Here is a 24,424-nt window from a genome sequence, read left to right as displayed (position 1 = left end):
ATGACCTTCACCCTCGACACCTGGGAGCGCTCGCGCGCCATCCGCACGGCCATCGACGAGCTGCCCTTCGTGCGCGGGCTCGGCGACGGCACCCTGGACCGCGAGCGCTTCACCTACTACATGGCCCAGGACGCGCTCTACCTCGCGGACTACGCCCGGGTCCTGGCCACCCTCGCCGGGCAGGCGACCGACCCGGACGACACGACCTTCTGGGCCGACTCGGCCCGGACCGCGGTCGCTGTCGAGCGCGAGCTCCACTGCGCCCACGTCCAGGACTTCGCCGCGGTCACCCGCTCCCCCACCTGCCTGGCCTACACGTCCTACCTCGCGTCGCTGACGACGCAGGGCTCGTATGCCGTCGCGGTGGCCGGGGTGCTGCCGTGCTACTGGATCTACCAGGACGTGGGGGACGCGCTGCTGCGGACCGCCGGCGACCTCGGCGCCCACGCCTACGGCGACTGGATCGGCACCTATGCCGACGAGGCCTTCGCCGCCTCGGTCGCCACCGCCAAGGCGATCGCCGACCGCTGCGCCGAGGGCGCCTGCGCCGAGACGGTCGAGCGGATGCACGTGGCCTACGCGACGGCGTCGCGCTACGAGTGGATGTTCTGGGACGCGGCCTGGCGGCAGGAGACCTGGCCCGTCTGAGGACCTGGACGTGACGGCGGTGTGACGGCGGACTCGCCAGGGTGCACCGTGGCGAGCCCTCCGTCATACGGCTGGGGTCCGGGTCAGTGGACGGCCTCGCTCGTCGTGTCGTCGTGGCGGACCTTGCCGCGGATCGCGAACCAGCCGACGGTGAGCAGCAGGAACCACAGCGGCGTGACGAGGAGCGCCTGCAGGGTGTCTTTCTCCTGGGTGAGCAGGACCAGGACGACGCCGAAGAACGCCAGCACGACGTACGGCATGAAGGTCGCGCCGGGCATCTTGTAGACGCTGCGGGCGTGCGCCTGCGGGTGGCGGCGAAGGTAGACGACGTAGCTGAGCAGGATCAGCGACCAGACGAAGATGAACAGCACCGCCGAGATCGTGGTGACGACGGTGAAGGCCCCCATCACGGAGTCGTTGAGCATCAGCAGGATCGAGGTCGCCACCAGGATGACGGAGATGAACAGGCCGTTCTGGGGGACCTTGCGCGAGGAGAGCTTGCCGAAGGCCGCGGGGGCCATGCCCTTGTGGGCCAGGCCGTAGAGCATCCGCGAGGTGGAGAAGAGCCCCGAGTTGCAGCTCGACGAGGCCGAGGTGAGGACCACGAAGTTCATCATCGTGGCGGCCCCGGCCAGGCCGGCCAGGCTGAACAGGTTGACGAAGGGGGACTGCGCCGGGTCGATCTTGTCCCAGGGCGTCACGGTCATGATGACCAGCAGGGCGAGGACGTAGAAGATGATCACGCGGATCGGGATCGAGTTGATCGCCTTGGGCAGCGTCGTGACCGGGTCCTTGGTCTCGGCCGCGGTGGTGCCGACGAGCTCGATGCCGACGAACGCGAACACCGCGATCTGGAAGCCGGCGGCGAACCCGCTCAGCCCCTTGGGGAAGAACCCGCCGCGGTCCCACAGGTAGCTCAGCGAGGCCTTGGTGCCGTCGGGCGAGGTGAACACCGTGACGAGCATCCAGACGCCCATGATGATCAGCGCCACGATGGCGACCACCTTGATGATCGCGAACCAGAACTCCATCTCGCCGAAGAGCTTGACGGTCAGCAGGTTCAGGAAGAGCAGGAAGGCCAGCATGGCGAGCGCGAGGACCAGCGACAGGGGCTTCATGTCGCCGGGGTGGTCGGGGTTGACCCAGAAGTTCCAGTAGCCCGCGACGGCGATGATCTCGGCCATGCCGGTCACGACCCAGCACAGCCAGTAGGTCCAGCCGGACATGAATCCGGCCCAGGGGCCGAGCATCTCGGCGGAGAAGTCCTGGAAGGACTTGTAGTCCAGGTCGTGCAGCAGCAGCTCGCCCATGGCGCGCATGACGAAGAAGAGCATCACGCCGACGACGACGTAGACGAGCAGGATCGACGGACCGGCCGCGTGGATCGTCTTGCCCGAGCCCATGAACAGGCCGGTGCCGATGGCGCCGCCGATCGCGATGAGCTGGACGTGGCGGTTGGACAGGTTGCGCTGGAGCTGCTCGCCCGAGGCATGGGGTTGCCCGGACGGGTGCGCATCGACGGTTGCCATGCTGACCTCGCTGTCGTGGTGGGGCCCCTGGGTCCCAGGGGGCGACGGTGCGGTAACCCTATGCGGGCGAGCGCATCTCTCCCCAGGTGAGAGCCGGTATGGCGAGCCCTTGTGACCGACCCGACACCCGTGGGCCGCCCGGCGGGGCGGGCGCGGGGCTCGGCATACTGGAGTCATGAACACCGTTCAGGAGGGGTCGACCGCCGAGCTGCTCGCCTGGGACCGGGAGCACCTGTGGCATCCCTACTCCACCTTCCCCGCGAGCGGGGACCCCTGGCTGGTGCGCTCCGCCCGCGGCGTCCGGCTCACCCTCGAGATCGACGGCGCGCAGCGCGAGGTCGTCGACGCGATGTCGTCCTGGTGGTGCGCGGTCCACGGGTATGCCGTGCCCGAGCTGGACGCGGCCGCGCGCGACCAGCTCGGCCGGATGTCCCACGTGATGTTCGGCGGGCTCACCCACGAGCCGGCGATCCGGTTGGGGCGCCGCCTGGTCGAGCTGGCCCCCCGACTGCCGGGCGCGGCCGCGTCCCCGCTGCAGCACGTCTTCCTCGCCGACTCCGGGTCGGTCTCGGTCGAGGTGGCGCTCAAGATGGCCTGGCAGCACCACGTGGCGCTGGGGCGCCCGCGACGGCGCCTGTTCACGGTGCGCGGCGGCTACCACGGCGACACCTTCGCCCCGATGTCGGTGTGCGACCCGGTCGGCGGGATGCACACGCTGTTCACCGGCGTGCTGCCGGAGCAGGTCTTCGCCCCGCGCCCGCCCGCCGGCCTGGACCGCGACGGGTCCGACCCCGAGACGGCAGCCTGGGAGCGCGAGGTGCGGGCGCTGTACGCCGAGCACGCCGACGAGGTCGCCGCGATCGTGGTGGAGCCGCTGCTGCAGGGGGCGGGCGGGATGCACGTCTGGTCGCCGTACGCCGTGCAGGTCCTCGCCTCCCTCGCTCGCGAGTCGGGCGCGCTGCTGGTGCTCGACGAGATCGCCACCGGCCTCGGACGCACCGGGACGCTGTGGGCCGCCGACCGCTGCGGCGTGGTGCCGGACATCATGACCGTCGGCAAGGCGCTGACCGGCGGCTACCTCACGCTGGCCGCCACCTTGTGCACCCGCGAGGTCGCCGAGACTGTGAGCGGCGGGGCGGCCGGGGCGCTGATGCACGGCCCGACCTTCATGGGCAACCCGCTGGCCTGCGCGATCGCCCTGGCCTCGCTCGACCTGCTGGAGTCGCGCGGCTGGCAGGGAGAGGTCGCCCGCATCGAGGCCGGGCTCGCGAGCGGGCTCGCGCCGGCGCGCGAGCTGCCCCACGTGGCCGACGTGCGGGTGCTGGGCGCCGTCGGGGTGGTCCAGCTGGCCGAGCCGGTGCGGGTCCGCGAGGTGACCCGGGCGGCCCTGGACCGCGGCGTGTGGGTGCGGCCCTTCCGCGACCTCGTCTACACCATGCCGCCGTACGCCTGCACCGACGAGGACGTCACCACCATCTGCCAGGCCCTCGTGGGGGCCGTGAAGGAGTGTCACGCATGAGCCCCGCCCCGATCATCGTCGTCACCGGCACCGGCACCGACGTCGGCAAGACCATCACCACCGCGGCGCTCGTCGTCGGGCTGCAGGAGCAGCGGCTGCGCGTCGTCGTGGTCAAGCCCTGCCAGACCGGGCTGCAGCCGGGCGAGGACGGCGACCTGGCCGTCGTGGACCGGCTGGCCGGCGGCGTCGAGACCGTCGAGCTCGTCCGCCTGCCCGACCCGCTCGCGCCCGACGCCGCCGCCCGGCACGCCGGGCTGGACCTGCCGCCGGTGCCGGTGCTCGCCTCCCAGGTGGCCCAGGTCGCCCGCCGCGACGACGTGGACCTGGTGCTCGTGGAGGGCGCGGGCGGGCTGCTCGTCCGCCTCGACCTCGCCGGGGGAACCGTCGCCGACCTGGCGCTGTGCCTGCAGGAGCTCGGCCTCAAGGTCGGGGTGGTGGTCGTCGCCGCCGCCGGGCTCGGCACCCTCAACCACGCCGCGCTCACCGCGGAGGCCCTGCAGCTGCGCGGGCTGGACTGCCTGGGCTTCGTCATCGGCTCGTGGCCCGAGGAGCCCGGGCTCGCCGAGCGGCTCAACGTCGACGACCTGCCCGAGGTGACCGGCGCCCCGCTGCTCGGCCGTGTCCCCGAGGGGGCCGGGTCGTGGGACCCGCAGACCTTCCAGGACCGGGCGGGGGCCTGGCTGCCGATCCTGTGAGCGGCGCGGGGCACTGCCCGGCCCGCCCGAGGCGGCCCACCCGAGCAAGGCCCCGCGGCCCGCATGTCGGCAGGCCCTCAGCGCGCCGCCGGGCCGACCGACCGGGAGGGCGTGAGCGCCAGGGTCGCGACCAGGCCCAGCAGCACGAGGCCGAGCGACGGGGCCGCCACCACCCACGGGGCCCGCTCGGCGTGGACCACCGAGTCGGCGAGCAGCTTGCCCCACTCCGGCGAGTCGTGGCCCGCCCCCAGCCCGAGATAGCTCAGGCCGGTCAGCGCGAGGGCGAGGTGCGGCACCCGGATCACCGCGTGGCCCAGCACCGGTCGAAGCACGACCGGGAGCAGGTGGGTGCGCAGGATCCACCACCGACCGGCGCCCGCGACCAGCGCCGCCTGGTGGAAGCCCGACGCCCGCGCCTCGGTCGCCAGGGTGCGGGTGTGCACGGCCAGCGGGATCCAGCCGACGAGGCAGACGGCGACGCACGCGCTCGGCAGACCCGGTCCGGCGACGGCCGCGACGACGATCCCCATGAAGACCGAGGGCACGGCGTTGAGCACGTCGGTGACGCCTGCGCCGCGCCCCGAGGAGCACAGGCCCACGAGCAGCCCCACGACGAGGCAGACGGCGCTGAGGACGACGGCCAGGCCAATGGTCTCCACGGCCCCGTGACCGACCCGAGCCCACACGTCCCGACCCACGTGGTCGGTGCCGAGCGGGTGAGCCCAGGACGGTCGCAGGTGGCGGGCGGCCGGGTCGATCGCCACCCGGCGCGTCATACCGCCGAGGACCAGCACCAGCAAGGCGCCCGCCGCGAGCCACCACGCGATGCCGAGCCGACCCCGCCCCTCCGGGCGAGGTCCGCCGACCACTCCCCGGCCGGCGCCCAGCGCGGGCCCGGTCATGGCCCGGTGGCAGAGCACCCCGGCGCCGCCGACCGCCAGGCCGGCGACCACGAGCATCACCGCGCACGCCTGCACCATCGGGATGTCCTGGGACAGAGCGGCGTCGAGCGCGAGCCGGCCCAGACCGGGGATGGCGAAGGTGTCCTCCACGACCACCGACGCCCCCACCAGCCCGGCGAGCAGCAGCAGCACCTGGGGCAGGACGACGGCGACGGCCCGGTGCGCCACCGCCAGGCTGGTCCGCAGGGGCCTGGCGCCGTTGGCCTGCCAGGTGCGGGTCCAGGGCTCGGCCGCCACGTCGTCGACGGCGAGCGCCAGCACCCGCGTGAGCACCCCGACCGCGCAGATCGCGAGAGTGGCCACGGGCAGGACCAGGTGCACGGTCGTCGTCCACCCCGTGGCCGGCAGCAGCCGCAGGTGCAGGGACACCACGACGACGAGCAGCACCGCGACGACGGCCTCGGGCAGGGCGGCCAGCGAGGCGATGACGGTGGTGAGCACGTCCCGGCGCCGCCGTCCGCCGGACCCGGCCGCCAGGATCCGGGGCGTCACCAGGACCAGCGCGATCGCGAGGGCCGCGAGCGCCGAGCACCCCGCCAGGGTGAGCGACACCCCGAGCGCCCCCAGGGCCACGGGGGCGACGGGGGTGCCGCCGACCCAGGAGGCGCCCAGGTCGCCGCGCAGCGCCCGGCTCCCCCAGCGCAGGGCTCCGGTGACGGGATCACCGGCCAGGTCGAGCTCCTGCCGGACGGCGGCCAGGGCTGCGGGGTCGGCGACCCGCTCGACCTGACGGGCGCGCAGCACGGTCTGGGCGGGGTCCTGCCCGGACAGCCAGGGCAGGCACCCGGCCAGCAGCACCACGGCGGCCACGGAGCCGACGAGCACCGCGAGCGGGCGCAGCGCCAGGAGCAGCGCCAGGCCGCGACCGTCCCGCCGGACCAGTCGGCCCGCAGGATGAGCACCCACGGCTCAGCGCGCCAGGGCGGTCTGCTCGGTGACCATGCGCCACTCGAGCGGGTCCTCGCTCAGGCCGGTCACGCCGGCGACCCGCCCGATGCGCACCCGCTCGTGCACCAGCGGGAGATAGGCCGCGGTCCCGAGCATGCGGGCCTCCGCGGCGAGAGCGGCCGTGCGGCGGGCGGCGACGTCGGACAGCGACGCCCCTCGCGCGACCAGGGCGTCCAGGCCGCGGTCGCACAGGTGGGACTGGTTGAAGGTCCCGGCACAGGTGAAGTCGCTCTGCAGCCCGGACAACGGGTCGGCCGCCTGGCTGAGGTACATCCGGGACCCGATCACCGCGTCGTAGGTGCCCGCCGCGATGTCCCGCTCGAGCAGGGTGTAGCTCTTGACGACCGGGGCGTCCACCACGAACCCGGCCTTGCGCAGCTGGTCGGCCACCACGGTCGCGGTCTCGGGCAGCTCGGGGCGGTCGGTATAGGTCGCCAGCGTGATCCGCTTCCCCTTCGCGACGCCCGGGGCCGGGAACGTCGGCGTCGGGCGGCCCTGCGCCCACGCGGTGTCGCCGCGGAAGAAGCCCCGGGCCGGGTCCGCCTGGCCCTCGAAGACGCCCGTGGCGACGGCAGCGGGGTCGACGGCAGCCCGGGCGGCCGCCCGCAGCGCCGGGTCGGCGAGGACGCCCTTGGCGGCGTTGAGGTAGATGCCGGTCGTGCGGGGCACCGGCCGGGAGACCACCTTGTCCGCACCCACGTTGGCGATCTGGGCGATGGGGACGTTCTGGATCACGTCGACCTGGCCGTCGCGCAGGGCGGCCGTCCGTGCGTCGGCCTTGCCGATGAACCTGATGTCCAGGCCGGACAGCCGCGGGTGGCCGCCCCAGTAGGTCGGGTTGGCGTCGGCCTTGGCCTCGGACGCGCCGGTCAGGGCCACCAGTCGGAAGGGGCCCGTGGCCGACCCGATGGGGTCGGGGCGGTTGGGGTCCTTGGCGTAGGCCTTGGGGGCCAGGATCGCCAGGTCCGGGTTGCCCATCCGCTGGACCAGGACCGGGTCCGGGACGGCGGAGGTGACCTCGACGGTGTCGGCGCCGACGGCCTTGACGGCCAGGGGGCGGCCGCTCACCGTCTCGGGCGCCGGCCTGGCCGAGATCGCCCGGGTCAGTGCGCCCGCGACGGCCTGGGCGTCCATCGGGGTGCCGTCGTGGAAGGTCACACCCTTGCGCAGCACGAACCGCGCGGTCCGGTCGCCCACCATCGAGAAGCTGCGGGCCAGCGCCGGCTGCGGGGTCCCGTCCTTGTCGAAGCGGATGAGGGACTCGGTGATCCCCGCGCGGGTGAGCAGCACCGCGTCGTCGCTGTAGGGCGACAGCCCCGCGACCGGCGGGAAGTTGAGCGCGACCCGCAGCCGGGGCGCGGACCCGGACGAGGAGTCCCGCGCCGGGGCTCCCCCCGGCATGCAGCCGCCGACGAGCAGCGCGGCGAGGGCGATCGGGAGGGTGATGCGGGCGCGGCGCCGGCGATGGGTCATGGCGTCTCCTGGTCTGGTCGGGTGGACGGGGACAGGCAGGAGGGGTGAGCCGTCGCGGTGGCATCGGGCAGCCGGCGCAGCACGACGGGTATGCCGGCGGCGGACGCCGCGGGGAGCGCGGCCAGCACCGCCCACGGCACCCAGGCGCAGGGGGCGGGCGAGCGGGCGAGGTCGAGCAGTCCCCCGACGGCGCTGCTGACGACGAGGACGGCGAGTCCACCCAGGGAGGCGAGCGCGCCGAGGTGGGCCCCGAGCCGGCGTTCGTGGGCGGTGCGGGCGACGACGTCGCGCACGACCGGGCCGGTCAGCATGGAGCCCAGGTGGAGCAGCACGACCATGAGGACCGGGGCGAGGTAGCCCGGCATACCGCCGGATGGCGCCCAGGGTGCTGCGAGGGCGACGGGCACGAAGCACAGGGCGTGCAGGGCGTGCCCGGTCACCAGGCGGCCCTCGACCGTCCAGGTGGCGGTCGCCCGGGTCACCGGGACCTGCAGGCCGATGGTCAGGACGGCCGCGAGCACGAAGAACCAGGTGATCGCCGACGAGGGGGCGCCGATCCGCTGCAGCTCGACGGGCAGCGCGAGGTAGAGCATGGCGTAGGACACCAGGGCGGTGGAGCTGAGCACGGCGAAGGCCAGGAAGCCGCGGTGTCGCACGAGCGTCGCCAGCGTCTCCCCCACCGGGGTCGCCTCCCCGGCCCGGCAGCCGGACGGCAGGTGGCGCACGTGGGCGACCAGGATCCCGACGAAGATCGCCGCGGCCACCAGGCAGGTGGTCCGGAAGGGGATGCCGAGCAGCGCTCCGCCCAGCACCGGGCCGACGACCGACCCGGCCTGGCTGCAGACCGTCTCCAGGGCGAGGACCTCGGTGCGGGGCGGGCCGCCGGCGCGCTCCAGGTCGCCGGCCCAGGCGGCGATCGCGGACTCGGTGGCCGGGGAGAACAGGGCGGCGGCCACGCCCACGAGCAGGACCCCGACGATCACCCCGGGCAGGGACGTCGCCAGGCCGAGGAGGACGAAGCCTGCGACCCGTACCGCGCAGCCGACGAGGATGGAGCCCTTGATGCCGACCTGGTCGGCGATGGCGCCCCCGACGACGAACAGGCCTTGCTGGGAGAAGGTCCGCAGGCCCAGGACCACGCCGATCAACCACCCGGCCAGGTGCAGGTCCTGCTCCAGGTGCGCGGCCAGGAAGGGGACGACGAGGTAGAAGCCGACGTTGAACGCCAGCTGGGTCAGCAGCAGCAGACGCAGCGGCCCGGTCAGCCGGGGCCACAGCGGTCGCCGCACGGCCCGCTCGGGGGCGAGGAGGGCGGTCATCGCGGCGCCCGGGTCCGGGGCTGACGAGGGACGGCGCTCACCAGCCGACGGGTGGTCAGGTGGGCGGGGGCGGTGAAGACCTCCTCGACGGGGCCCGACTCCACGAGCCGACCCCGGTCGAGCACCGCCACCGACTCGCAGGTGTGGAACACCGCCCCGAGGTCGTGGGAGACGAGCACCAGGGCCACCCCTGCCTGCTCGCAGGTCTCGCGCAGCATCTGCAGCACCCGCCGGCGCACGGTCGCGTCCAGGGCGGACACCGCCTCGTCGGCGAGGACGACCTCCGGCCGGGGGGCGAGGGCGCGGGCGATGGCCACCCGCTGCCGCTCGCCGCCGGACAGCTCCCCGGGGCGGCGCGACGCCAGGGCCGCGGGCAGGCCGGCGAGCTCGAGGCACCGGGCCACCCGCGCCGCCCGGTCCTCGCGGCCGCTGCGGCCCGGCACGGCTCCTGGTGCCTGGCCGTATGCCGGCTCGCGGCTCGGGTGCAGGTCCAGGCAGCGCAGCGGCTCGGCGACCACGTCGCCCACGCGCAGGTAGGGGTTGAGCGAGGTGGAGGGGTCCTGGGGCACGAGCTGGACCCGCGCCCGGAACCACGGCATCCGGGTCCCGGCCGTCACGGGCCGCCCGTCGAAGGTCACCGTCCCGGCGTCGGGTCGCTCCAGGCCGAGCAGGATCCGCAGCAGCGTGGTCTTGCCGGAGCCGGACTCCCCCACGACGCCGAGCCGCTCGGCCCGGTGCACCTGCAGGCTCACGTCGTCGAGGGCGGTCACCGCGCCGCGGCCGCGCAGTCGGTCGGTCAGGCAGGGGGCGGGATGGCGGCGGGTGAGGTGGTGGGCGACGAGCAGCGGGTCGCCCGTCGTCATGCGGGCACCTCGGCCAGGTCGGGCTCGTCCTCGCAGCGCGCGCACCGCTGCGGCAGGGCGGAGGCGTGGGTGGCCGCGAGCAGCTCGGCCACCGCGGGCTCGTCGGTGCGCGCGAGGACCTCGTCGACCGGTCCGGCGGCCAGCACCCGGCCGGAGCCGAGGACCACGAGGTCGGTGCAGACCTGGGCGGCGACCGCGAGGTCGTGGGTGATCAGCACCAGTGCGCGGTCCTCGGTGAGCTCGCTCAGCAGGGGCAGCACGTCCGCCTGGACGGACACGTCGAGGGCGGACGTGGGCTCGTCGGCCACGAGCAGGGTCGGGTCCGCGGCGAGGGCCAGGGCGAGGGCCACCCGCTGGCGCTGGCCACCGGACAGGTCCCCCGGCCGGCGCCGGGCCACCCGGGCCGGGTCGGGCAGGCGGACGGCCTCGAGCAGGTCGAGGGCACGTCGCCGCGCCTCGCGTCGGCCGACGCCGGTGGCGCGCAGCGGCTCGGCCACCTGGTCACCGACCCGCACGAGGGGGTTGAGCGCCGAGCGCGGGTCCTGGGCGACCAGCCCCACGGTGGCACCACGCAGCCTGCGCCATCCCGCCTGGTCCAGCCCGCTGGTGGGTCGTCCCTGGAGCAGCACCTCGCCGGTCCAGGACGCGGACGCCGGGAGCAGCCCCAGCATCGCCGACGCGGTGAGCGTCTTGCCCGAGCCCGACCCCCCGATGATGCCGAGCCGGTGACCCGGGTCGACCCGGAGGCCGACGTCGTGGAGCACCTGCCTGCCGGCGAAGCCGACGCACAGCGATCGCACCTCCACGACGGGCGGCGCATCCTCGGTAAGGGTAACCGTTCTCATTATCCTCGATCATGGCAGAGCATCCCACGGCTGTCCACCTGCGCCGACGGGACCACCACCGGACCGCGGGGGCACGTCACGAGGGGCTCGGCCCACCTCGGGCGAGGTGGGCCGAGCTCCTACGGCCTCGGTCAGGCCAGGATCGGTCAGCGCACGGTGAGCGCGTCCGCGTCGTCCTGGCGGTCCACGACCACGGCCTGCCCGTCCCGCACCTGACCGGACAGCAGCGCCCTGGCGAGGCGGTCACCGATCTCCCGCTGGACCAGCCGGCGCAGCGGCCGCGCGCCGTAGGCCGGGTCGTAGCCCGTCAGCGACAGCCATTCCCGGGCCGCCGGCGTCACCTCGAGCCGGATCCGGCGGTCGGCCAGGCGACGACCCATCTCGTCCACCTGCAGACCCACGACGTGACCGAGCTCGTCGGTCGACAGCGGCTCGAAGACCACCGTCTCGTCCAGGCGGTTGAGGAACTCCGGCTTGAACGCCGCCCGCACCGCCGTCATCACCGCCTCGCGCTTGGCCGCCTCGCCCATGACCGGGTCGACGAGGAACTGCGAGCCGAGGTTGGAGGTCATCACCAGGATGACGTTGCGGAAGTCCACGGTCCGCCCCTGCCCGTCGGTCAGCCGGCCGTCGTCCAGGACCTGCAGCAGGATGTCGAAGGTCTCCGGGTGCGCCTTCTCCACCTCGTCGAGCAGCACGACGCAGTAGGGGCGGCGCCGCACGGCCTCGGTGAGCTGGCCGCCCTCCTCGTAGCCCACGTAGCCGGGAGGAGCCCCCACGAGCCGGGCCACCGAATGCCGCTCGGAGTACTCCGACATGTCGATGCGCACCATCGCCCGCTCGTCGTCGAAGAGGAACTCCGCGAGCGCCTTGGCGAGCTCGGTCTTGCCGACACCGGTGGGGCCGAGGAACAGGAACGAGCCGGTCGGACGGTTCAGGTCCGCGACGCCGGCCCGCGAGCGGCGCACGGCGTCGGAGACCGCCTGCACCGCGGCGGCCTGGCCGATCAGGCGCCGACCGAGCATCTCCTCCATGTGCAGGAGCTTCTCGGTCTCGCCCTCCAGCAGGCGCCCGGCCGGGATGCCGGTCCACGCCGAGATGACCTCGGCGATGGCGTCGGCGTCCACCTGCTCCTGGACCATCGGGCCCCCGGTGTCGGCGGACGCCACGGCGGCCTCGGACTCGGCGGCCTGGGCGGCCTCGACCTCGCGCTCCAGGGCCGGGATCTCGCCGTACAGGATCGGTGCAGCCTCGTCGAGACGGCCCTCGCGCACCATGACCTCGGCGCGCGAGCGCGCCTCGTCCAGTCGCGCCTTGAGCTCGCCGACCTTGTTGAGGCCGGCCTTCTCGGCCTCCCAGCGGGCGGTGAGCGCGGCCAGCTCCTCCGAGCGGTCCGCGATGTCCTGGCGCAGTCGCTCGAGGCGCTCGCGGGACGCGTCGTCACGCTCGGCCGACAGGTGCAGCTCCTCCATCCGCAGCCGGTCGACCTGGCGTCGCAGCTCGTCGATCTCCACCGGGGAGGAGTCGATCTCCATGCGCAGCCGGGACGCGGCCTCGTCGACCAGGTCGATGGCCTTGTCGGGCAGCTTGCGGCCGGTGATGTAGCGGTCGGAGAGGGAGGCGGCGGCCACGAGGGCGGAGTCGGCGATGGCGACCTTGTGGTGCGCCTCGTACCTCTCCTTGAGCCCGCGCAGGATCGCGACCGTGTCCTCGACGGACGGCTCGCCGACGAGGACCTGCTGGAAGCGGCGCTCGAGGGCGGAGTCCTTCTCGATGTTCTCGCGGTACTCGTCCAGCGTGGTCGCGCCGATGAGGCGCAGCTCGCCGCGGGCCAGCAGCGGCTTGAGCATGTTGCCGGCGTCCATCGAGGAGTCCCCGGAGGCCCCGGCGCCGACGATGGTGTGGATCTCGTCGATGAAGGTGATGACCTCGCCCTCGGACCGACGGATCTCGTCGAGCACGGCCTTGAGCCGCTCCTCGAACTCGCCGCGGTACTTCGCGCCGGCCAGCATCGCGCCGAGGTCGAGGGCGATCAGCCGCTTGCCGCGCAGCGACTCCGGCACGTCGCCCGCGACGATGCGCTGGGCCAGGCCCTCGACGACGGCGGTCTTGCCCACGCCGGGCTCGCCGATCAGGACGGGGTTGTTCTTGGTGCGGCGGGAGAGCACCTGGACGACGCGGCGGATCTCGGGGTCGCGGCCGATGACGGGGTCGAGCTTGCCGTCGCGGGCGACCTGGGTCAGGTCGGTGCCGTACTTCGCGAGCGACTCGAAGGTGCCCTCGGGGTTGGCGGAGGTGACCTTCTGGCCGCCGCGCACGACCGGGATCTGCTCCTCGACGGCAGCCGGGTCGAGCCCGAAGGACCCGGCGCGGGCGATCGCGAGCAGCAGGTGGTCGGTGGAGACGTGGGTGTCGCCCATCGCCGCGGCGGCGTTGCCCGCCTGCTGCAGCACGGCCTGGGTGGCCTGGGACGCGGTGGGGGTGCCGGTGCTGCCGCTGACGGTGGGCAGCGCGGCGAGGGCCTTGGCGGCGGCGGCTCCGACGCCGCGGGCGTCCGCACCGGTCGCGGTGATCAGCGGGCCGGTGGTGGTGTCCTGCTGGGCGAGCAGGGCCATGAGCAGGTGGGCGGGCTCGACCTGCGCGTGGTGGGCGCCGGTCGCGTCGTGCACGGCCGCGTTGACGGCCTCGGCTGCCTTGGTGGTCAGCTCCATGGGGCGGCTCCTGGTCGGATCGGGTCGGCAGCGGCCTCGCGGCCACTGGTGGTGGTATGCCGAAGCTCGGCTCGCCCTGGTCAACGAGCACAAAGTTGAGCGTATTCCACTCAAGGAGGCCGGCGCACCCCTCACCCGGGGTGGTCGGACCTTCTCCGCCTTTCACCTGCAGTGATGACTGCGTGTCCATCGACGACTGCCATGAGTGAAAGATCCACAACGCCACGCGACCGGGAGGTGAACACTTGGAACCGCCGAGGGGAGCAGTCGCCCCCCGGGTCGAAAGCACCCCCTTGAGCACCCAACAATGAACGCGTGGACGTTTCGCTCATCCTTCTCGTGCTGGTCGTGATCACGGCCCTGGCCTTCGACTTCACCAACGGCTTCCACGACACCGGCAACGCGATGGCCACGTCCATCGCCACCGGTGCGCTCAAGCCCAAGACCGCGGTCGCCCTCTCCGGCGCCCTCAACCTGATCGGCGCCTTCCTGTCCGTGGAGGTCGCCCTCACCGTCACCAACGCCGTCATCAAGATCCAGAACAAGGACGGCTCCCCGATCACCTCGCTCATGGCGAACCACGGTCAGGCCCTGCTCCTGATCGTCCTCGCCGGCCTCATCGGCGGCATCGTCTGGAACCTGCTGACCTGGCTGCTCGGCCTGCCCTCCAGCTCCTCCCACGCCCTCTTCGGCGGGCTGATCGGCTCGACCATCGCCGCCATGGGCTGGGCGGGCGTCAAGTGGAACGGGGACGGCAGCAAGCTCGACGGCGTCGTCGGCAAGGTCGTCATGCCGGCCCTGGTGTCGCCGTTCATCGCGGCGCTGATCGCCTCCGTCGGCACCTGGCTGATCTACAAGATCACCGAGGGCGTCAACGAGCGGTGGAAGGAGGGCGGCTTCCGCTGGGGCCAGATCGGTTCCGCGTCCCTCGTCTCCCTCGCCCACGGCACCAACGACGCGCAGAAGACCATGGGTGTCATCACCCTCGCCCTGATCGCCTACGGGTCCCACACCGACACCCACTCGGTCCCGTTCTGGGTCAAGCTGTCCTGCGCCCTGGCGATCGCCCTCGGCACCTACCTCGGCGGCTGGCGCATCATCCGCACCCTGGGCAAGGGGCTGGTCGAGATCTCCTCCCCGCAGGGCATGGCCGCCGAGTCCGCCTCGGCCGCGACGATCCTCACCTCCAGCCACCTCGGCTTCGCCCTGTCGACCACGCACGTGGCCACCGGGTCCATCCTGGGCACCGGCCTGGGCAAGAAGGGCGCCGAGGTCCGCTGGGGCGTCGCCGCCCGCATGCTCGCCGCCTGGTGCATCACCCTCCCGGCCGCGGCCGTCGTGGGGGCCGTCATGTACGTCATCGGCCACACCATCGGCGGGATCGTCGGCGTCGTGGTGATCTTCGCCATCCTGTGCGGCCTGTCCGGCTACATGTGGTACCGCTCCAAGCAGAAGCCCGTGGACCACAACAACGTCAACGCCGAGTGGGACGACACGGACGACGCCGCCGAGGCGATCGCCGCCAGCTCCGACCCCGTCGCCGCCACCCGCGCCTGAGAGGACCGTCACCCATGAAGAACCTCGAGCTCCTCTTCGACGCCGCCTGGAAGGTCCTGGCCGTGGGCCTGGTCCTCGGGGCCGGCCTGCCCGCCTTGTTCGCCGTGGGCATCAAGGCGATGGCGTACGGCGTCGGCGGCTCCGCCGAGATCGACAGCACCGCCACGCCGCACCCGGTCGGCCGGGTCGTGGGGATCGTGTGCTTCGCCGTCGTGGCCGCCGCGATCCTGACCGGCATCACCATCATCGTGGCCTCGGGCTTCGGCAAGGCCGTCGACTTCAGCCACGTCTACCCCACCATCGTGGACAAGAAGCACTGAGCAGGGCAGAGTCGGCCGTCATGCAGAGCACCGTGCTGACCCGGATCATCGACTGGCTGCGGGCGGGCTATCCGCAGGGCGTGCCGCAGCAGGACTACATCGCCCTCCTCGGCATCCTGCACCGCGACCTCACCGAGCAGGAGGTGCTGCAGGTCGCCGGGGAGATCGCCCGGCACAGCGAGCCCGGCACCCAGGTGTCGCGCGCACAGATCGAGCAGCGGATCCGCCAGGCCGTCCACGAACGGCCCTCCGCGGAGGACGTCCAGCGGGTCGCGAGCCGGCTGGCGGCCGGTGGGTGGCCGCTGGCGCCGGCCGACGCGCCCTCACGTTCGCGAGACAATAGTTCGACCGAGAGTATTTGACGTCATACTGGACGTAACGTCCACGGCGACGGGGCGCTCGGCACCGCACGGTGTCGCAGCGCCCCTCCGTCATCCAGGCACGCCACGTCACGCCCCTGCAGGTCGAGCACCCAGCCGGTCACCGGCCCCACCCGAGGACGACACCATGAACCACTACCTGGAACGCGTCATCTCCTGGCTCCGCGCCGGTTACCCCGACGGGGTCCCCGCCACCGACTACCAACCCATGCTGGCCCTCCTGCGCCGCCGGCTCAGCGACTCCGAGGTCGAGGAGCTCGGCCAGGAGCTCGTGCGTCGCGGCCTGGTCCCGGCCGACCACGTCGACGTCGGCGTGGGCATGACGCGGGTGACCGCCGAGCTGCCGAGCCACGAGGAGATGATCCGGGTGAGCGAGCGGCTCCTGGCCGAGGGCTTCCCGGTCGCGGTGGAGGAAAGCCCCTCCACGGGTGGTCCGGCCAGCTAGCCTGCGACGGTGGAGTGGGTCTACGGCTGGTGGGGGTGGTTCGACTGGCCGCCCACCTGGGGCAACCTGTGGGTCTACCTGGTCATCGTGCTGGACCTGGCCTTCCGCGTGGTCGCCGCCGCCGTCGTCTCCAACGAGCGCCGACCCGCGAGCGCCGTCGCGTGGCTGCTCGCGATCTTCCTCGTGCCCTTCGTGGGCCTGTTCGCGTACGCGCTGATCGGTTCTCCCAAGCTCCCCCGCCGCCGCCGCAACAAGCAGCGTCGGGTCTCCGAGGTGATCCTCCAACGCACGGCCGACATCGACACCCAGGGCCCGGACTCGGCGCCGCCGTGGCTCGAGCCGGTCACCCGGATGAACCGCCGGCTCGGGGCGATGCCCATGGTCCCCGGCTGCGAGGCCACCCTGGAGCCGGACTACCTGCTGTCGTTTCGGCGGATGATCGAGGAGATCGACGCCGCGGTGGACTTCGTGCACGCCGAGTTCTACATCCTGTCGGCGGACGAGACGACCGAGCCGGTCTTCGCCGCGCTGGAGCGGGCCGTGGCCCGCGGCGTCACCGTCCGGGTGCTCTTCGACCATCTGGCGTCCCTGCGCATCCCGGGGTACCGGGCCACGCTGGCCCGGATGCAGGAGTCGGGGGTGCGCTGGGCCCGGATGCTGCCGTTCACGCCGTTCAAGCGGGAGCTGCTGCGGCCGGACCTGCGCAACCACCGCAAGCTCCTCATCGTCGACGGGCGGGTAGCCTTCGTCGGCTCGCAGAACCTCATCGACGCGCGTTACGGCAAGCGGCAGAACCGTCGGCTCGGACGCGAGTGGCGGGACATCATGGCGCGCTTCGGCGGCCCCATCGTCCAGGAGCTCGACGCGGTCTTCCGCACCGACTGGTACTCCGAGACCGACGAGCTCCTCGACGTCGCCGACCCACCGGTCGACGTCCTGGACCAGCCCGGGCGCCTCTACGCCCAGTGCGTGCCGAGCGGGCCCGGCTTCGAGGCGCAGAACAACCTCAAGCTGTTCAACTCGCTGATCTACAACGCCAACGAGTCGGTGCGGATGGTGAGCCCCTACTTCGTGCCGGACGAGTCGATCCTGATGGCCATCACGACGGCGGCCGAGCAGGGCCTGGACGTGGAGCTGTTCGTCTCCGAGCAGGGCGACCAGCGGATCGTGCACCACGCGCAGCGGTCGTACTACGGCCTGCTGCTGGAGGCGGGTGTCCGGATCTGGATGTACCCCCCGCCCTACGTGCTGCACGCCAAGACCCTCACCGTCGACGGCCAGACCTCGGTCGTCGGCTCGTCCAACCTCGACGTGCGATCCTTCCAGCTCAACCTGGAGGTGTCCGTCCTGGTCGAGGGCGAGGACTTCGGCCGGGACCTGGCGGCCTACGAGGACGAGCTGCGCGCCGCGTCCCGCCCGCTCAGCCTGCTGGAGTGGCAGCGGCGTCCGTGGCACCAGAAGGTCGCCGACGGCTTCTGCCGGCTCGCCTCCGCCTTGATGTGACAGGCCGTATGCCGGGGAAGACTCCCGTGGTCACCCCCGGCACACGGCCCGACCCGAGTCCCCTCGTCAGCGGACGTCGACGAAGACCGGGTTGGTGTAGAACCACGTGTCGATCCACGGGTTGCCGGCGTCGGTGGCGCCGTCGTGCGGGATCGGGCCGTGCGGGTCGACCGCCGCGCCCAGGGGGCCGACGCCGTGCCGGTGGCCGTCGCTGCCCCGCAGGCGCAGGTAGCCGGACGAGGTGGCGACGAAGGCGTGGGTCAGGTGGATCTCCCCGCGCCTGCCGGTCGTGTCGAAGGTCCGCGTGACCCGGGTGTCCGGGGCCTTCCAGGTGTCGCGGTCGGCGACCGGGCCGGTGACCCTGCCCTGGATGACGTCGACGTGGGCCAGCCGGGGGGTGATCCCCCACGCGTTGGCGTAGGTCGTCGGTCGGACGTGGACGGTGAGCACCACCAGGCTGCCGCGGGCGGCCGTGACCCGGCCGCCGAGCGTGGCGACCTCGCGCCGACCGCGGGGGCCCTGGGCGGTGACGGTGACCTCGACCTGGTTGACCAGGTGGCCGTGGTCGACCCACGAGCGCCCCTCGCGCAGGGCCTGCATCACGTCGCGGTAGGTCTTGCGTTCGACGCCGGTGTGGTTGCGGCTGAACTTGCCGGGCCAGTAGTCCGCGCCGCCCTGGGGCTCGGCGGTCGGCACCGGGTCAGGACGGCGACCCATCGTGTCGAAGCTCTCGCCCGCCGGGTAGTCGCCCACGCGGGTGCGGTCGCGGGACTCGTTGTGGTGGTCGGAGTTGGAGGTGATCCAGAAGGGCCGGCCCTCGGCCAGCATGGAGTCCCACAGCCCGCCCACGACCGACGTCGCCCAGTCGAAGCCGCCGCGCGTGCGGTAGGCCTCGAGCGGGTAGCCCGGCCAGGAGTAGGGGGAGGGGGCATTCTCGTACTCCCCACGCTGGTAGGAGGGGTCGCGGTTGGTCCCGAAGGCGCCCGCCTGCGCGCCGGGTGCGCCCTCCATGCCGATCATGATGTCCGGCGCCGCGTCGCGCCAGGCTCGCAGCTCGTGCGGGGAGTCGATGCCGAGGCGCAGCGGGTGGTTGGCGAGGACGAGCACGTCGTCGACCACCCCGCGACGGCGCTCACCGGCGAGCCACTGCAGCGCCTGCACGGCCTTGGCCTCCCACTCGGCGACCTGCGGGGTGCCGGGAGCAGGCTTCTCCCACTTGTTGAGCTTGCCGTCCCACTGCTTCTCGAACTGGCGGATCAGCTCGACGTCGTTGGCGCCGGGGGCGACCATCACGGTGCAGTGCTCGGCCGCGGGGATGTACCACTCCAGGCCCTGGAAGACGAGCAGGCCCGGGTTCGCCGCCCGCATCCGCTCCAGGACCGCCTTCTCCAGGTAGGCGCCCTTCTCGTGGTGCGCGACGTTGGCGTGCTCGGTGAAGACCATCCAGTCGACGCCGAACTCCCGGGCCTTGGCGACCTGGGTGTCGACGAGGTACTTCGCGTCGTGGGAGAAGACCGTGTGCACGTGGTGGTCGCCCACGAGCCACCGGTAGCCCTTGGCCTGGCCGCGTCCGCCGGGCGCGGCGCTCGCCGGACCGAACGTCCCCGGCAGCAGGCCCGCCCCGAGGGCGGCGGCGCCCGCGAGCAGGCCCCGTCGGGAGGGTCGCGCGGGACGTCGCGGGGACAGCGGCGTCACCGGCTCGTCCCAGTTGGCGGGGAGGGGGTGGTCGTGCGAGCCGTCGCGGCACATGGGGTGATCGCTCCTGAGGTCGATGGGGTCGTGGGTCTTCCCCCGGGGACGCTAGGAGGGTGCGGTGACGGCACGACACCGCGCAGGTGAACGTGCCGTGGCTAGGCTGGGCCCATGGCAGTGATCGAGATCGTCCAGGGCGACATCACCGAGCAGGCCGTCGACGCCATCGTCAACGCCGCCAACTCCTCGCTCATGGGTGGTGGGGGCGTGGACGGCGCCATCCACCGCGCCGCCGGCCCGAGCCTGCGCGAGGAGTGCCGGCACGTCCGCGCGACGGACCTGCCCGACGGCCTGGGCGTGGGGGACGCGGTCGCCACCTCCGCCGGTGACCTCCCCTGCCGCTACGTCATCCACACCGTGGGCCCCAACCGTCACGAGGGCCAGATCGACCCGCGGCTGCTCGCGTCCTGCTACACCCGCTGCCTCGACGTCGCCCAGGCGCTGGGGGTGCGCTCCATCGCCTTCCCCGCGGTCAGCGCCGGGGCGTACGGCTGGAAGGTCGCCGACGTGGCGCGGATCGCCCTGGAGCAGGTGAGCCGTCATCCCAAGGACGGCATCGACCTGGTGCGCTTCGTGCCGTTCGACCCCACCTCGCGCGACGCCTTCGTCGCGGCGCAGGCACGGCTGGAGGCCCAGGGGTGAGCCGCACCTGGCGGGTGGCCGCCGGCCAGCTGCTCAGCGGGGAGGACGTCCGGGCCAACCTCGCCGAGGCGGTTCGCCTGGTCCGTGACGCCGCGGCGGCAGGCGCGTCGCTCGTGGTGCTGCCCGAGGCCACGATGGTGAGCTTCGCGGTCCCCGTCGGGCCGTATGCCGAGCCCCTGGACGGCCCGTTCGCGGACGGGCTGCGGGCGGCTGCCCGCCACCACGAGATCACGGTCGTGGCCGGGATGTTCGAGCCGGCACCCGACGGCCGGGTCCACAACACGCTGCTGCTCACCGGCCCGCACGCCGAGGTGGCCTACCGCAAGGTCCACCTCTTCGACGCCTTCGCCACCCGCGAGTCCGACCACGTCGCCCCTGGGGACGACTACGTGACCGTCGACGTGGACGGGGTCCGCGTCGGGCTGGCGACCTGCTTCGACGTCCGGTTCCCGGACCAGTTCACCGCCCTGGGCCGGGCAGGGGCCGAGGTCGTGGCCCTGGGCGCCTCCTGGGGCGACGGGCCGGGCAAGGCCCAGCAGTGGGACCTGCTCACCGCTGCCCGGGGGCACGACGCGCAGGCCTGGGTGGTCGCGGCGGGGCAGGCCTGGCGACCGGACGCCGGGTCCAGGCCGCTCGGGGTCGGCCGCAGCGCGGTCGTCGACCCCGCGGGGGCGGTGCGCGCGCGACTCGACGCCCACCCGGGGCTGCTCGTGGCGGACCTGGACCTGGACCTGGTCGCGCGGACGCGACGGCAGGTACCCGTCCTCGGGGCCGGGTGAGCCCGGGAGGTAGCCCACTCGCCATCGCCCCGGACCACGCACGGACTTTCCTCACTGTCAGCATGACAGGTTCACCCAGCGTGAATCCTTGATCCCCTAGGGTCCTCAGTCAGGCGATCGGCCCGTTTCCGCCCGTTCACGCCGTGCTCCCGCTCGGCTACATTCCACGTCATGGGACGTCACTCCTCACCCCACCGCAGCGCCACGCCGAAGGCTGCGCTGATCGGTCTACCGCTCGCCACCGTCGTCGGGCTCGGGTCGCTGTTCGCGATCAACCACCACTCCGGAGGCGGCGGGGACACCGCCACGGCAGCCTCCGCGGTGTCCTCGGCCCCAGCGCTCAAGGGGTGCACGACGTCGACACCGCTGCGGGTCACGACCACCGAGGACTTCGCCCCCGTCCTGCGCACGGTGACCGATCGCCTCGAGGCCAACGGGAAGGACTGCGTCGACTACACCATCACCACCGAGAGCTCGGCCGTCACCGCCTCGGGCCTGATGAGCGGCGCCAACGACCGCACCCAGGTGTGGATCCCCGACTCCTCGGTCTGGGTGCAGCGGGTCACCGCGGCGAACCCGGACCTCAAGCTCGAGCTGGGCCAGCCCGTCGCGACCTCCCCCGTGCTGTTCACCATCCCCCACGCCGCGGTCGGTCGGGTCCGGCAGGCCCCGCTGCCGTGGTCCCACCTGATCCGCCAGCAGGTCCTGCCGCTCCGGGTCGCCACCCCGGAGCGCAGCACGGCCTCCCTGGTCTCCCTGCTCGGTGTGCAGAAGGCGCTCGCGGTGAGCGCCGCCAACGACGCGACGGCCCTGCAGAAGCTGCTGCTCGTGCTCTCCCGCACCACGATCGACGAGCGGGAGCTGCGCCGCCTCGCCACGTCCTCCGACCCGGGCGCGATGACCTTCCCGGCCTCCGAGCAACAGATCGTCGCGATGAACGCCGCCCACCCGGACGCCAAGGTGGGGGCGATCACCCCTGCGGAGGGCGTCCCTCAGTTCGACTACCCCGTGGTGCCCGTCGCGGGCGCCAAGTCCGCGCCGGCCAAGGCCGTCGAGGCGTTGCGGGCTGGGCTCACCTCCCAGGAAGGTGTCGCCGACCTGACCAAGGCCGGGTTCCGCGTGAACGGGTCGCCCGGGCCGGGCGTGGAGGGCGTGCCCGCGTCGCTGCCTCCCACGATGCCTGCGGGCAACGCGCGCGACACGGACACGGCCCTGAAGATGTGGGTCACCATGTCCCGCCAGACCCGCATGTTGACCGTCATGGACACCTCCGAGTCCATGAAGAAGCCCGCCCTGCCCACCATGAACCGCATCGACCTGGCGCGCAACGCCGCCGTCCAGTCCCTGGCGAAGTTCCCCGACAGCAGCCAGATCGGGCTGTGGTCCTTCGACATGGGCGCGGACGGGCAGCCGGACTGGAAGGTGCTGGCGCCCACCCGTCAGCTGGACGAGAAGGTCGGCGCCGTCACGCAGCGGGCGGCCCTCGGCCAGGCCCTGCAGACGTTGAACTGGCGCCGGGCCAACGGCACCGCCCTCTTCGACACCATCTGGGGCGGCTACCAGGAGATGCAGAAGACCTACCAGCCGGACTACACCAACACCCTGCTGCTCATCACCGACGGCAAGAACGACGACCCGGACTCGATCACGGAGGACCAGCTGATCGGGAACCTGCGCAAGGCCGGGGCCGACAGCTCGCGACCGGTGCGCCTCGTCCTGGTGGCGGTCAGCGCCGACGCGGACTTCGCCACCCTCGACCGCATCGCCCGGGCCGTCCCGGACGGCAAGGCCTACGACGCGCGCAAGGTGGAGAGCTTCTTCTCGATCATGCAGGAGGCGCTGGCCTCGCGGATGATCGCCAGCAAGTGACCGTCGCCCGACTGGCGCACGCAGGCCCCGCCCCGCAGCGTGCGGGGCGGGGCCTGCGTCCTGCCCCTGTCGGGGATCACGGGTCGGGTCGGACCGGACCGGCCCTCAGGCGCGACCGTCCGGACGCCATACGACGAGGGCCTGACCGGCCGGGTGGTGGGGCCGAGGTCGCTGACCGGGGGCCATCGCCACGACCTCGCCGCGTCGGCCGGCGGCGAACACCCGTTGGCCGTAGGTCGTGGCCGCGCGGAGCCGCTCCACCTCGGCGGTCGCCTCCTCCAGCCGCGAGTGCAGCGCCGCGAGGTGCTCCTGCAGCTCCAGGATCCGGCGTATGCCGGACAGGCTCACACCCTCCTCCTGGGACAGTCGCTGGATCTCGCGCAGCTGAGCGACGTCGCGCGGCGAGTACCTCCGACCCCCGCCCCCGGTGCGTCGGGGGGTGACCAGGCCGAGGCGGTCGTACTGGCGCAGCGTCTGGGCGTGCATGCCCGCGAGCTGAGCCGCCACCGAGATCACGAAGAGGGGGGCGTCGTCGTCGGGGGCGAAGGGCTCGGCGGGCACGGCGGTCACTCCCTCGCGGCGCGGGCGCGCAGGTCGGCGCGCACGTCCTCGTCGGCGGTCTCGGCGGCGAGCGTCTCGACGGCGGCGCGAGCCGCGTCGGACAGCTCGGTCGGGACCATCACCTTGACCGTGGCGATGAGGTCACCGGTGGTGTCCTTGCGGGCGACGCCCCGCCCCTTGACGCGCAGCTTCTGCCCGCTCTGGGTGCCAGGCCGCAGCCGCACCCCGACCAGATCGCCACCGAGGGTGGGCACCTTGACGGTGGCGCCCAGCGCGGCCTCGGCGAAGGTCACCGGCAGCTCCACGGTGAGGTGGTCGCCGTCGCGCCCGAAGACGTCGTGGGGCCGGACCTGGACGGTGAGCATCAGGTCGCCCCGGGACGCGCCCGGGTCGCCCTGACGGCCCTTGCCGCGCAGCCGGATCCGCTGACCGTCCTTGACCCCGGCGGGAATCTTGGTGGTGATCCGCTCGCCGTCACCCGCGGTCAGGCTGACGGTGTCGCCGCGGACCGCCTCGCCGAAGCCGATGGTCACGGTGGCCTGGACGTCCGCGCCGGGCCGGGGGCCCCGGGAGGCGCCATACGCGCCGTGGCCGTCGAAGGGCGAGCCCCCGCCGGCACCGCCGAACATCCGCAGCAGGTCCTCCATGTCGGGCTGCTGCCCGCCGCCGGTGGAGGTGAAGCGCATGCCCGGGCCGCCCGCACCACCGGTGAACAGGTGGCTGAAGACGTCCTCGAAGCCGCCGCCCGCTCCCCCGGCCCCGGGCGCGAACCGCGCTCCGCCGTGGGCCATCTGGCGGATGGCGTCGTACTGCTGCCGCTGCTCGGGGTCGGAGAGCACCGAGTAGGCCTCGCCGACCTCCTTGAACTTCTGCTCGGCGGCGGCGTCGCCGGCGTTCTGGTCGGGGTGGTACGTGCGGGCGAGCTTGCGGTACTCGCGCTTGATGGCGTCCGCCTCCGCGTCCGCCGGGACGCCCAGCGTGGCGTAGAAGTCCTTCTCGAACCAGTCCTGGCTGGCCACCGGCGTCTCCTTCCTGGGGTCAAAGGTGCTGTCGCGTTCTGGGGATGCAGTTCCGGTATGCCGACCGGCGGGCGTGGTCGCCCGC

21 protein-coding genes are annotated in these 24,424 nt (G+C 73.2%); 11 read left to right on the top strand and 10 right to left on the bottom strand.

From position 1 onward, the window contains the following. The gene (gene tenA, locus ACK2IS_RS02935) at positions 1-648 is read left to right on the top strand and encodes a thiaminase II (RefSeq protein WP_409484669.1); all 648 of its coding nucleotides are present in this window, start codon (positions 1-3) and stop codon (positions 646-648) included. Positions 649-731: 83 nt separating this feature from the next. On the opposite strand, the gene ACK2IS_RS02930 is transcribed toward tenA, so the two are convergent. Beyond that, positions 732-2,177, bottom strand: a complete 1,446-nt coding sequence (locus tag ACK2IS_RS02930; protein WP_409484668.1) for an amino acid permease — start codon at positions 2,175-2,177, stop codon at positions 732-734. Positions 2,178-2,352: 175 nt separating this feature from the next. Between ACK2IS_RS02930 and ACK2IS_RS02925 the strand changes: the two genes are divergently transcribed. Beyond that, positions 2,353-3,696, top strand: coding sequence for an adenosylmethionine--8-amino-7-oxononanoate transaminase (locus ACK2IS_RS02925; RefSeq protein WP_409484667.1), 1,344 nt, complete (start codon positions 2,353-2,355; stop codon positions 3,694-3,696). After that, positions 3,693-4,391, top strand: a complete 699-nt coding sequence (bioD, locus tag ACK2IS_RS02920; RefSeq protein WP_409484666.1) for a dethiobiotin synthase — start codon at positions 3,693-3,695, stop codon at positions 4,389-4,391. The genes ACK2IS_RS02925 and bioD overlap by 4 nt, the downstream gene beginning before the upstream one ends. Positions 4,392-4,468: 77 nt before the next feature. Here the strand turns inward: bioD and ACK2IS_RS02915 are convergent, their stop codons facing one another. The 6 genes from ACK2IS_RS02915 to clpB form a co-directional block, all read right to left on the bottom strand. Continuing rightward, entirely contained in the window at positions 4,469-6,259 is a 1,791-nt protein-coding gene (locus tag ACK2IS_RS02915; protein ID WP_409484665.1) for an ABC transporter permease subunit, read from the bottom strand. A 3-nt stretch (positions 6,260-6,262) separates the two neighbouring features. Continuing rightward, a complete protein-coding gene (locus ACK2IS_RS02910; RefSeq protein ID WP_409484664.1) occupies positions 6,263-7,774 on the bottom strand; it encodes an ABC transporter substrate-binding protein in 1,512 nt (503 codons plus the stop codon). Next, positions 7,771-9,093: an MFS transporter gene (locus ACK2IS_RS02905; protein WP_409484663.1), complete on the bottom strand. Its 1,323-nt coding sequence runs from the start codon at positions 9,091-9,093 to the stop codon at positions 7,771-7,773. The genes ACK2IS_RS02910 and ACK2IS_RS02905 overlap by 4 nt, the downstream gene beginning before the upstream one ends. Further along, positions 9,090-9,956: an ABC transporter ATP-binding protein gene (locus ACK2IS_RS02900; RefSeq protein ID WP_409484662.1), complete on the bottom strand. Its 867-nt coding sequence runs from the start codon at positions 9,954-9,956 to the stop codon at positions 9,090-9,092. Before ACK2IS_RS02900 ends, ACK2IS_RS02905 begins: the two co-directional genes overlap by 4 nt. Then, positions 9,953-10,762 carry an ATP-binding cassette domain-containing protein gene (locus tag ACK2IS_RS02895; RefSeq protein WP_409484661.1) on the bottom strand — a complete coding sequence of 270 codons (810 nt, stop codon included), beginning with the start codon at positions 10,760-10,762 and terminating at the stop codon, positions 9,953-9,955. The genes ACK2IS_RS02900 and ACK2IS_RS02895 overlap by 4 nt, the downstream gene beginning before the upstream one ends. Before the next feature lie 185 nt (positions 10,763-10,947). Next, a complete protein-coding gene (gene clpB / locus ACK2IS_RS02890) occupies positions 10,948-13,512 on the bottom strand; it encodes an ATP-dependent chaperone ClpB (protein ID WP_409484660.1) in 2,565 nt (854 codons plus the stop codon). A 315-nt stretch (positions 13,513-13,827) separates the two neighbouring features. Here clpB and ACK2IS_RS02885 point away from each other — a divergent pair, with 315 nt between their 5' ends. The 5 genes from ACK2IS_RS02885 to cls all read left to right on the top strand — a co-directional run bounded on the left by ACK2IS_RS02885 (position 13,828) and on the right by cls (position 17,717). Beyond that, positions 13,828-15,069 (top strand): inorganic phosphate transporter, encoded by a 1,242-nt coding sequence (locus ACK2IS_RS02885; RefSeq protein WP_409484659.1) that lies wholly within the window; start codon positions 13,828-13,830, stop codon positions 15,067-15,069. A 14-nt stretch (positions 15,070-15,083) separates the two neighbouring features. Then, on the top strand, positions 15,084-15,389 hold the full coding sequence (locus tag ACK2IS_RS02880; protein ID WP_409484658.1) for a hypothetical protein: 306 nt from the start codon (positions 15,084-15,086) through the stop codon (positions 15,387-15,389). Positions 15,390-15,409: 20 nt separating this feature from the next. Continuing rightward, positions 15,410-15,751, top strand: coding sequence for a DUF3349 domain-containing protein (locus ACK2IS_RS02875; protein WP_409484657.1), 342 nt, complete (start codon positions 15,410-15,412; stop codon positions 15,749-15,751). A 145-nt stretch (positions 15,752-15,896) separates the two neighbouring features. Continuing rightward, complete coding sequence (locus tag ACK2IS_RS02870; protein ID WP_409484656.1) at positions 15,897-16,214, top strand: DUF3349 domain-containing protein; 318 nt, start codon at positions 15,897-15,899, stop codon at positions 16,212-16,214. Positions 16,215-16,223: 9 nt separating this feature from the next. Beyond that, on the top strand, positions 16,224-17,717 hold the full coding sequence (gene cls, locus ACK2IS_RS02865) for a cardiolipin synthase (RefSeq protein WP_409484655.1): 1,494 nt from the start codon (positions 16,224-16,226) through the stop codon (positions 17,715-17,717). Positions 17,718-17,783: 66 nt separating this feature from the next. Here cls and ACK2IS_RS02860 read toward each other — a convergent pair whose 3' ends face one another. Further along, positions 17,784-19,466: a PHP domain-containing protein gene (locus tag ACK2IS_RS02860; RefSeq protein WP_409484654.1), complete on the bottom strand. Its 1,683-nt coding sequence runs from the start codon at positions 19,464-19,466 to the stop codon at positions 17,784-17,786. A gap of 114 nt (positions 19,467-19,580) precedes the next feature. Here ACK2IS_RS02860 and ACK2IS_RS02855 point away from each other — a divergent pair, with 114 nt between their 5' ends. The 3 genes from ACK2IS_RS02855 (at position 19,581) to ACK2IS_RS02845 (ending at position 22,759) form a co-directional block, all read left to right on the top strand. Beyond that, the gene (locus tag ACK2IS_RS02855) at positions 19,581-20,111 is read left to right on the top strand and encodes an O-acetyl-ADP-ribose deacetylase (protein ID WP_409484653.1); all 531 of its coding nucleotides are present in this window, start codon (positions 19,581-19,583) and stop codon (positions 20,109-20,111) included. Beyond that, a complete protein-coding gene (locus tag ACK2IS_RS02850; RefSeq protein WP_409484652.1) occupies positions 20,108-20,890 on the top strand; it encodes a nitrilase-related carbon-nitrogen hydrolase in 783 nt (260 codons plus the stop codon). The genes ACK2IS_RS02855 and ACK2IS_RS02850 overlap by 4 nt, the downstream gene beginning before the upstream one ends. A 171-nt stretch (positions 20,891-21,061) precedes the next feature. Next, positions 21,062-22,759 (top strand): substrate-binding domain-containing protein, encoded by a 1,698-nt coding sequence (locus ACK2IS_RS02845; RefSeq protein ID WP_409484651.1) that lies wholly within the window; start codon positions 21,062-21,064, stop codon positions 22,757-22,759. A gap of 105 nt (positions 22,760-22,864) precedes the next feature. Here ACK2IS_RS02845 and ACK2IS_RS02840 read toward each other — a convergent pair whose 3' ends face one another. Both ACK2IS_RS02840 and ACK2IS_RS02835 read right to left on the bottom strand, forming a co-directional pair. Beyond that, complete coding sequence (locus tag ACK2IS_RS02840; protein WP_409484650.1) at positions 22,865-23,320, bottom strand: heat shock protein transcriptional repressor HspR; 456 nt, start codon at positions 23,318-23,320, stop codon at positions 22,865-22,867. A gap of 5 nt (positions 23,321-23,325) precedes the next feature. Beyond that, positions 23,326-24,339, bottom strand: coding sequence for a DnaJ C-terminal domain-containing protein (locus ACK2IS_RS02835; RefSeq protein ID WP_409484649.1), 1,014 nt, complete (start codon positions 24,337-24,339; stop codon positions 23,326-23,328). Positions 24,340-24,424: the final 85 nt, after the last annotated feature.

The organism is Arsenicicoccus dermatophilus (assembly GCF_046267915.1).
GTDB lineage: Bacteria > Actinomycetota > Actinomycetes > Actinomycetales > Dermatophilaceae > Arsenicicoccus > Arsenicicoccus dermatophilus_A.
Note: the sequence above shows the minus strand (reverse complement) of the source record. Positions and strands in the feature narration are given on the sequence as shown.

What these genes read in the sequence shown, in the direction of transcription:
- ACK2IS_RS02905 (WP_409484663.1), bottom strand. Translation starts at nt 9,093, where the DNA reads ATGACCGCCCTCCTCGCCCCCGAGCGGGCCGTGCGGCGACCGCTGTGG.
- ACK2IS_RS02845 (WP_409484651.1), top strand. Translation starts at nt 21,062, where the DNA reads ATGGGACGTCACTCCTCACCCCACCGCAGCGCCACGCCGAAGGCTGCG.
- ACK2IS_RS02925 (WP_409484667.1), top strand. Translation starts at nt 2,353, where the DNA reads ATGAACACCGTTCAGGAGGGGTCGACCGCCGAGCTGCTCGCCTGGGAC.
- ACK2IS_RS02860 (WP_409484654.1), bottom strand. Translation starts at nt 19,466, where the DNA reads ATGTGCCGCGACGGCTCGCACGACCACCCCCTCCCCGCCAACTGGGAC.
- ACK2IS_RS02870 (WP_409484656.1), top strand. Translation starts at nt 15,897, where the DNA reads ATGAACCACTACCTGGAACGCGTCATCTCCTGGCTCCGCGCCGGTTAC.
- ACK2IS_RS02875 (WP_409484657.1), top strand. Translation starts at nt 15,410, where the DNA reads ATGCAGAGCACCGTGCTGACCCGGATCATCGACTGGCTGCGGGCGGGC.
- ACK2IS_RS02855 (WP_409484653.1), top strand. Translation starts at nt 19,581, where the DNA reads ATGGCAGTGATCGAGATCGTCCAGGGCGACATCACCGAGCAGGCCGTC.
- bioD (WP_409484666.1), top strand. Translation starts at nt 3,693, where the DNA reads ATGAGCCCCGCCCCGATCATCGTCGTCACCGGCACCGGCACCGACGTC.
- ACK2IS_RS02930 (WP_409484668.1), bottom strand. Translation starts at nt 2,177, where the DNA reads ATGGCAACCGTCGATGCGCACCCGTCCGGGCAACCCCATGCCTCGGGC.
- tenA (WP_409484669.1), top strand. Translation starts at nt 1, where the DNA reads ATGACCTTCACCCTCGACACCTGGGAGCGCTCGCGCGCCATCCGCACG.
- ACK2IS_RS02880 (WP_409484658.1), top strand. Translation starts at nt 15,084, where the DNA reads ATGAAGAACCTCGAGCTCCTCTTCGACGCCGCCTGGAAGGTCCTGGCC.
- ACK2IS_RS02910 (WP_409484664.1), bottom strand. Translation starts at nt 7,774, where the DNA reads ATGACCCATCGCCGGCGCCGCGCCCGCATCACCCTCCCGATCGCCCTC.
- clpB (WP_409484660.1), bottom strand. Translation starts at nt 13,512, where the DNA reads ATGGAGCTGACCACCAAGGCAGCCGAGGCCGTCAACGCGGCCGTGCAC.
- ACK2IS_RS02900 (WP_409484662.1), bottom strand. Translation starts at nt 9,956, where the DNA reads ATGACGACGGGCGACCCGCTGCTCGTCGCCCACCACCTCACCCGCCGC.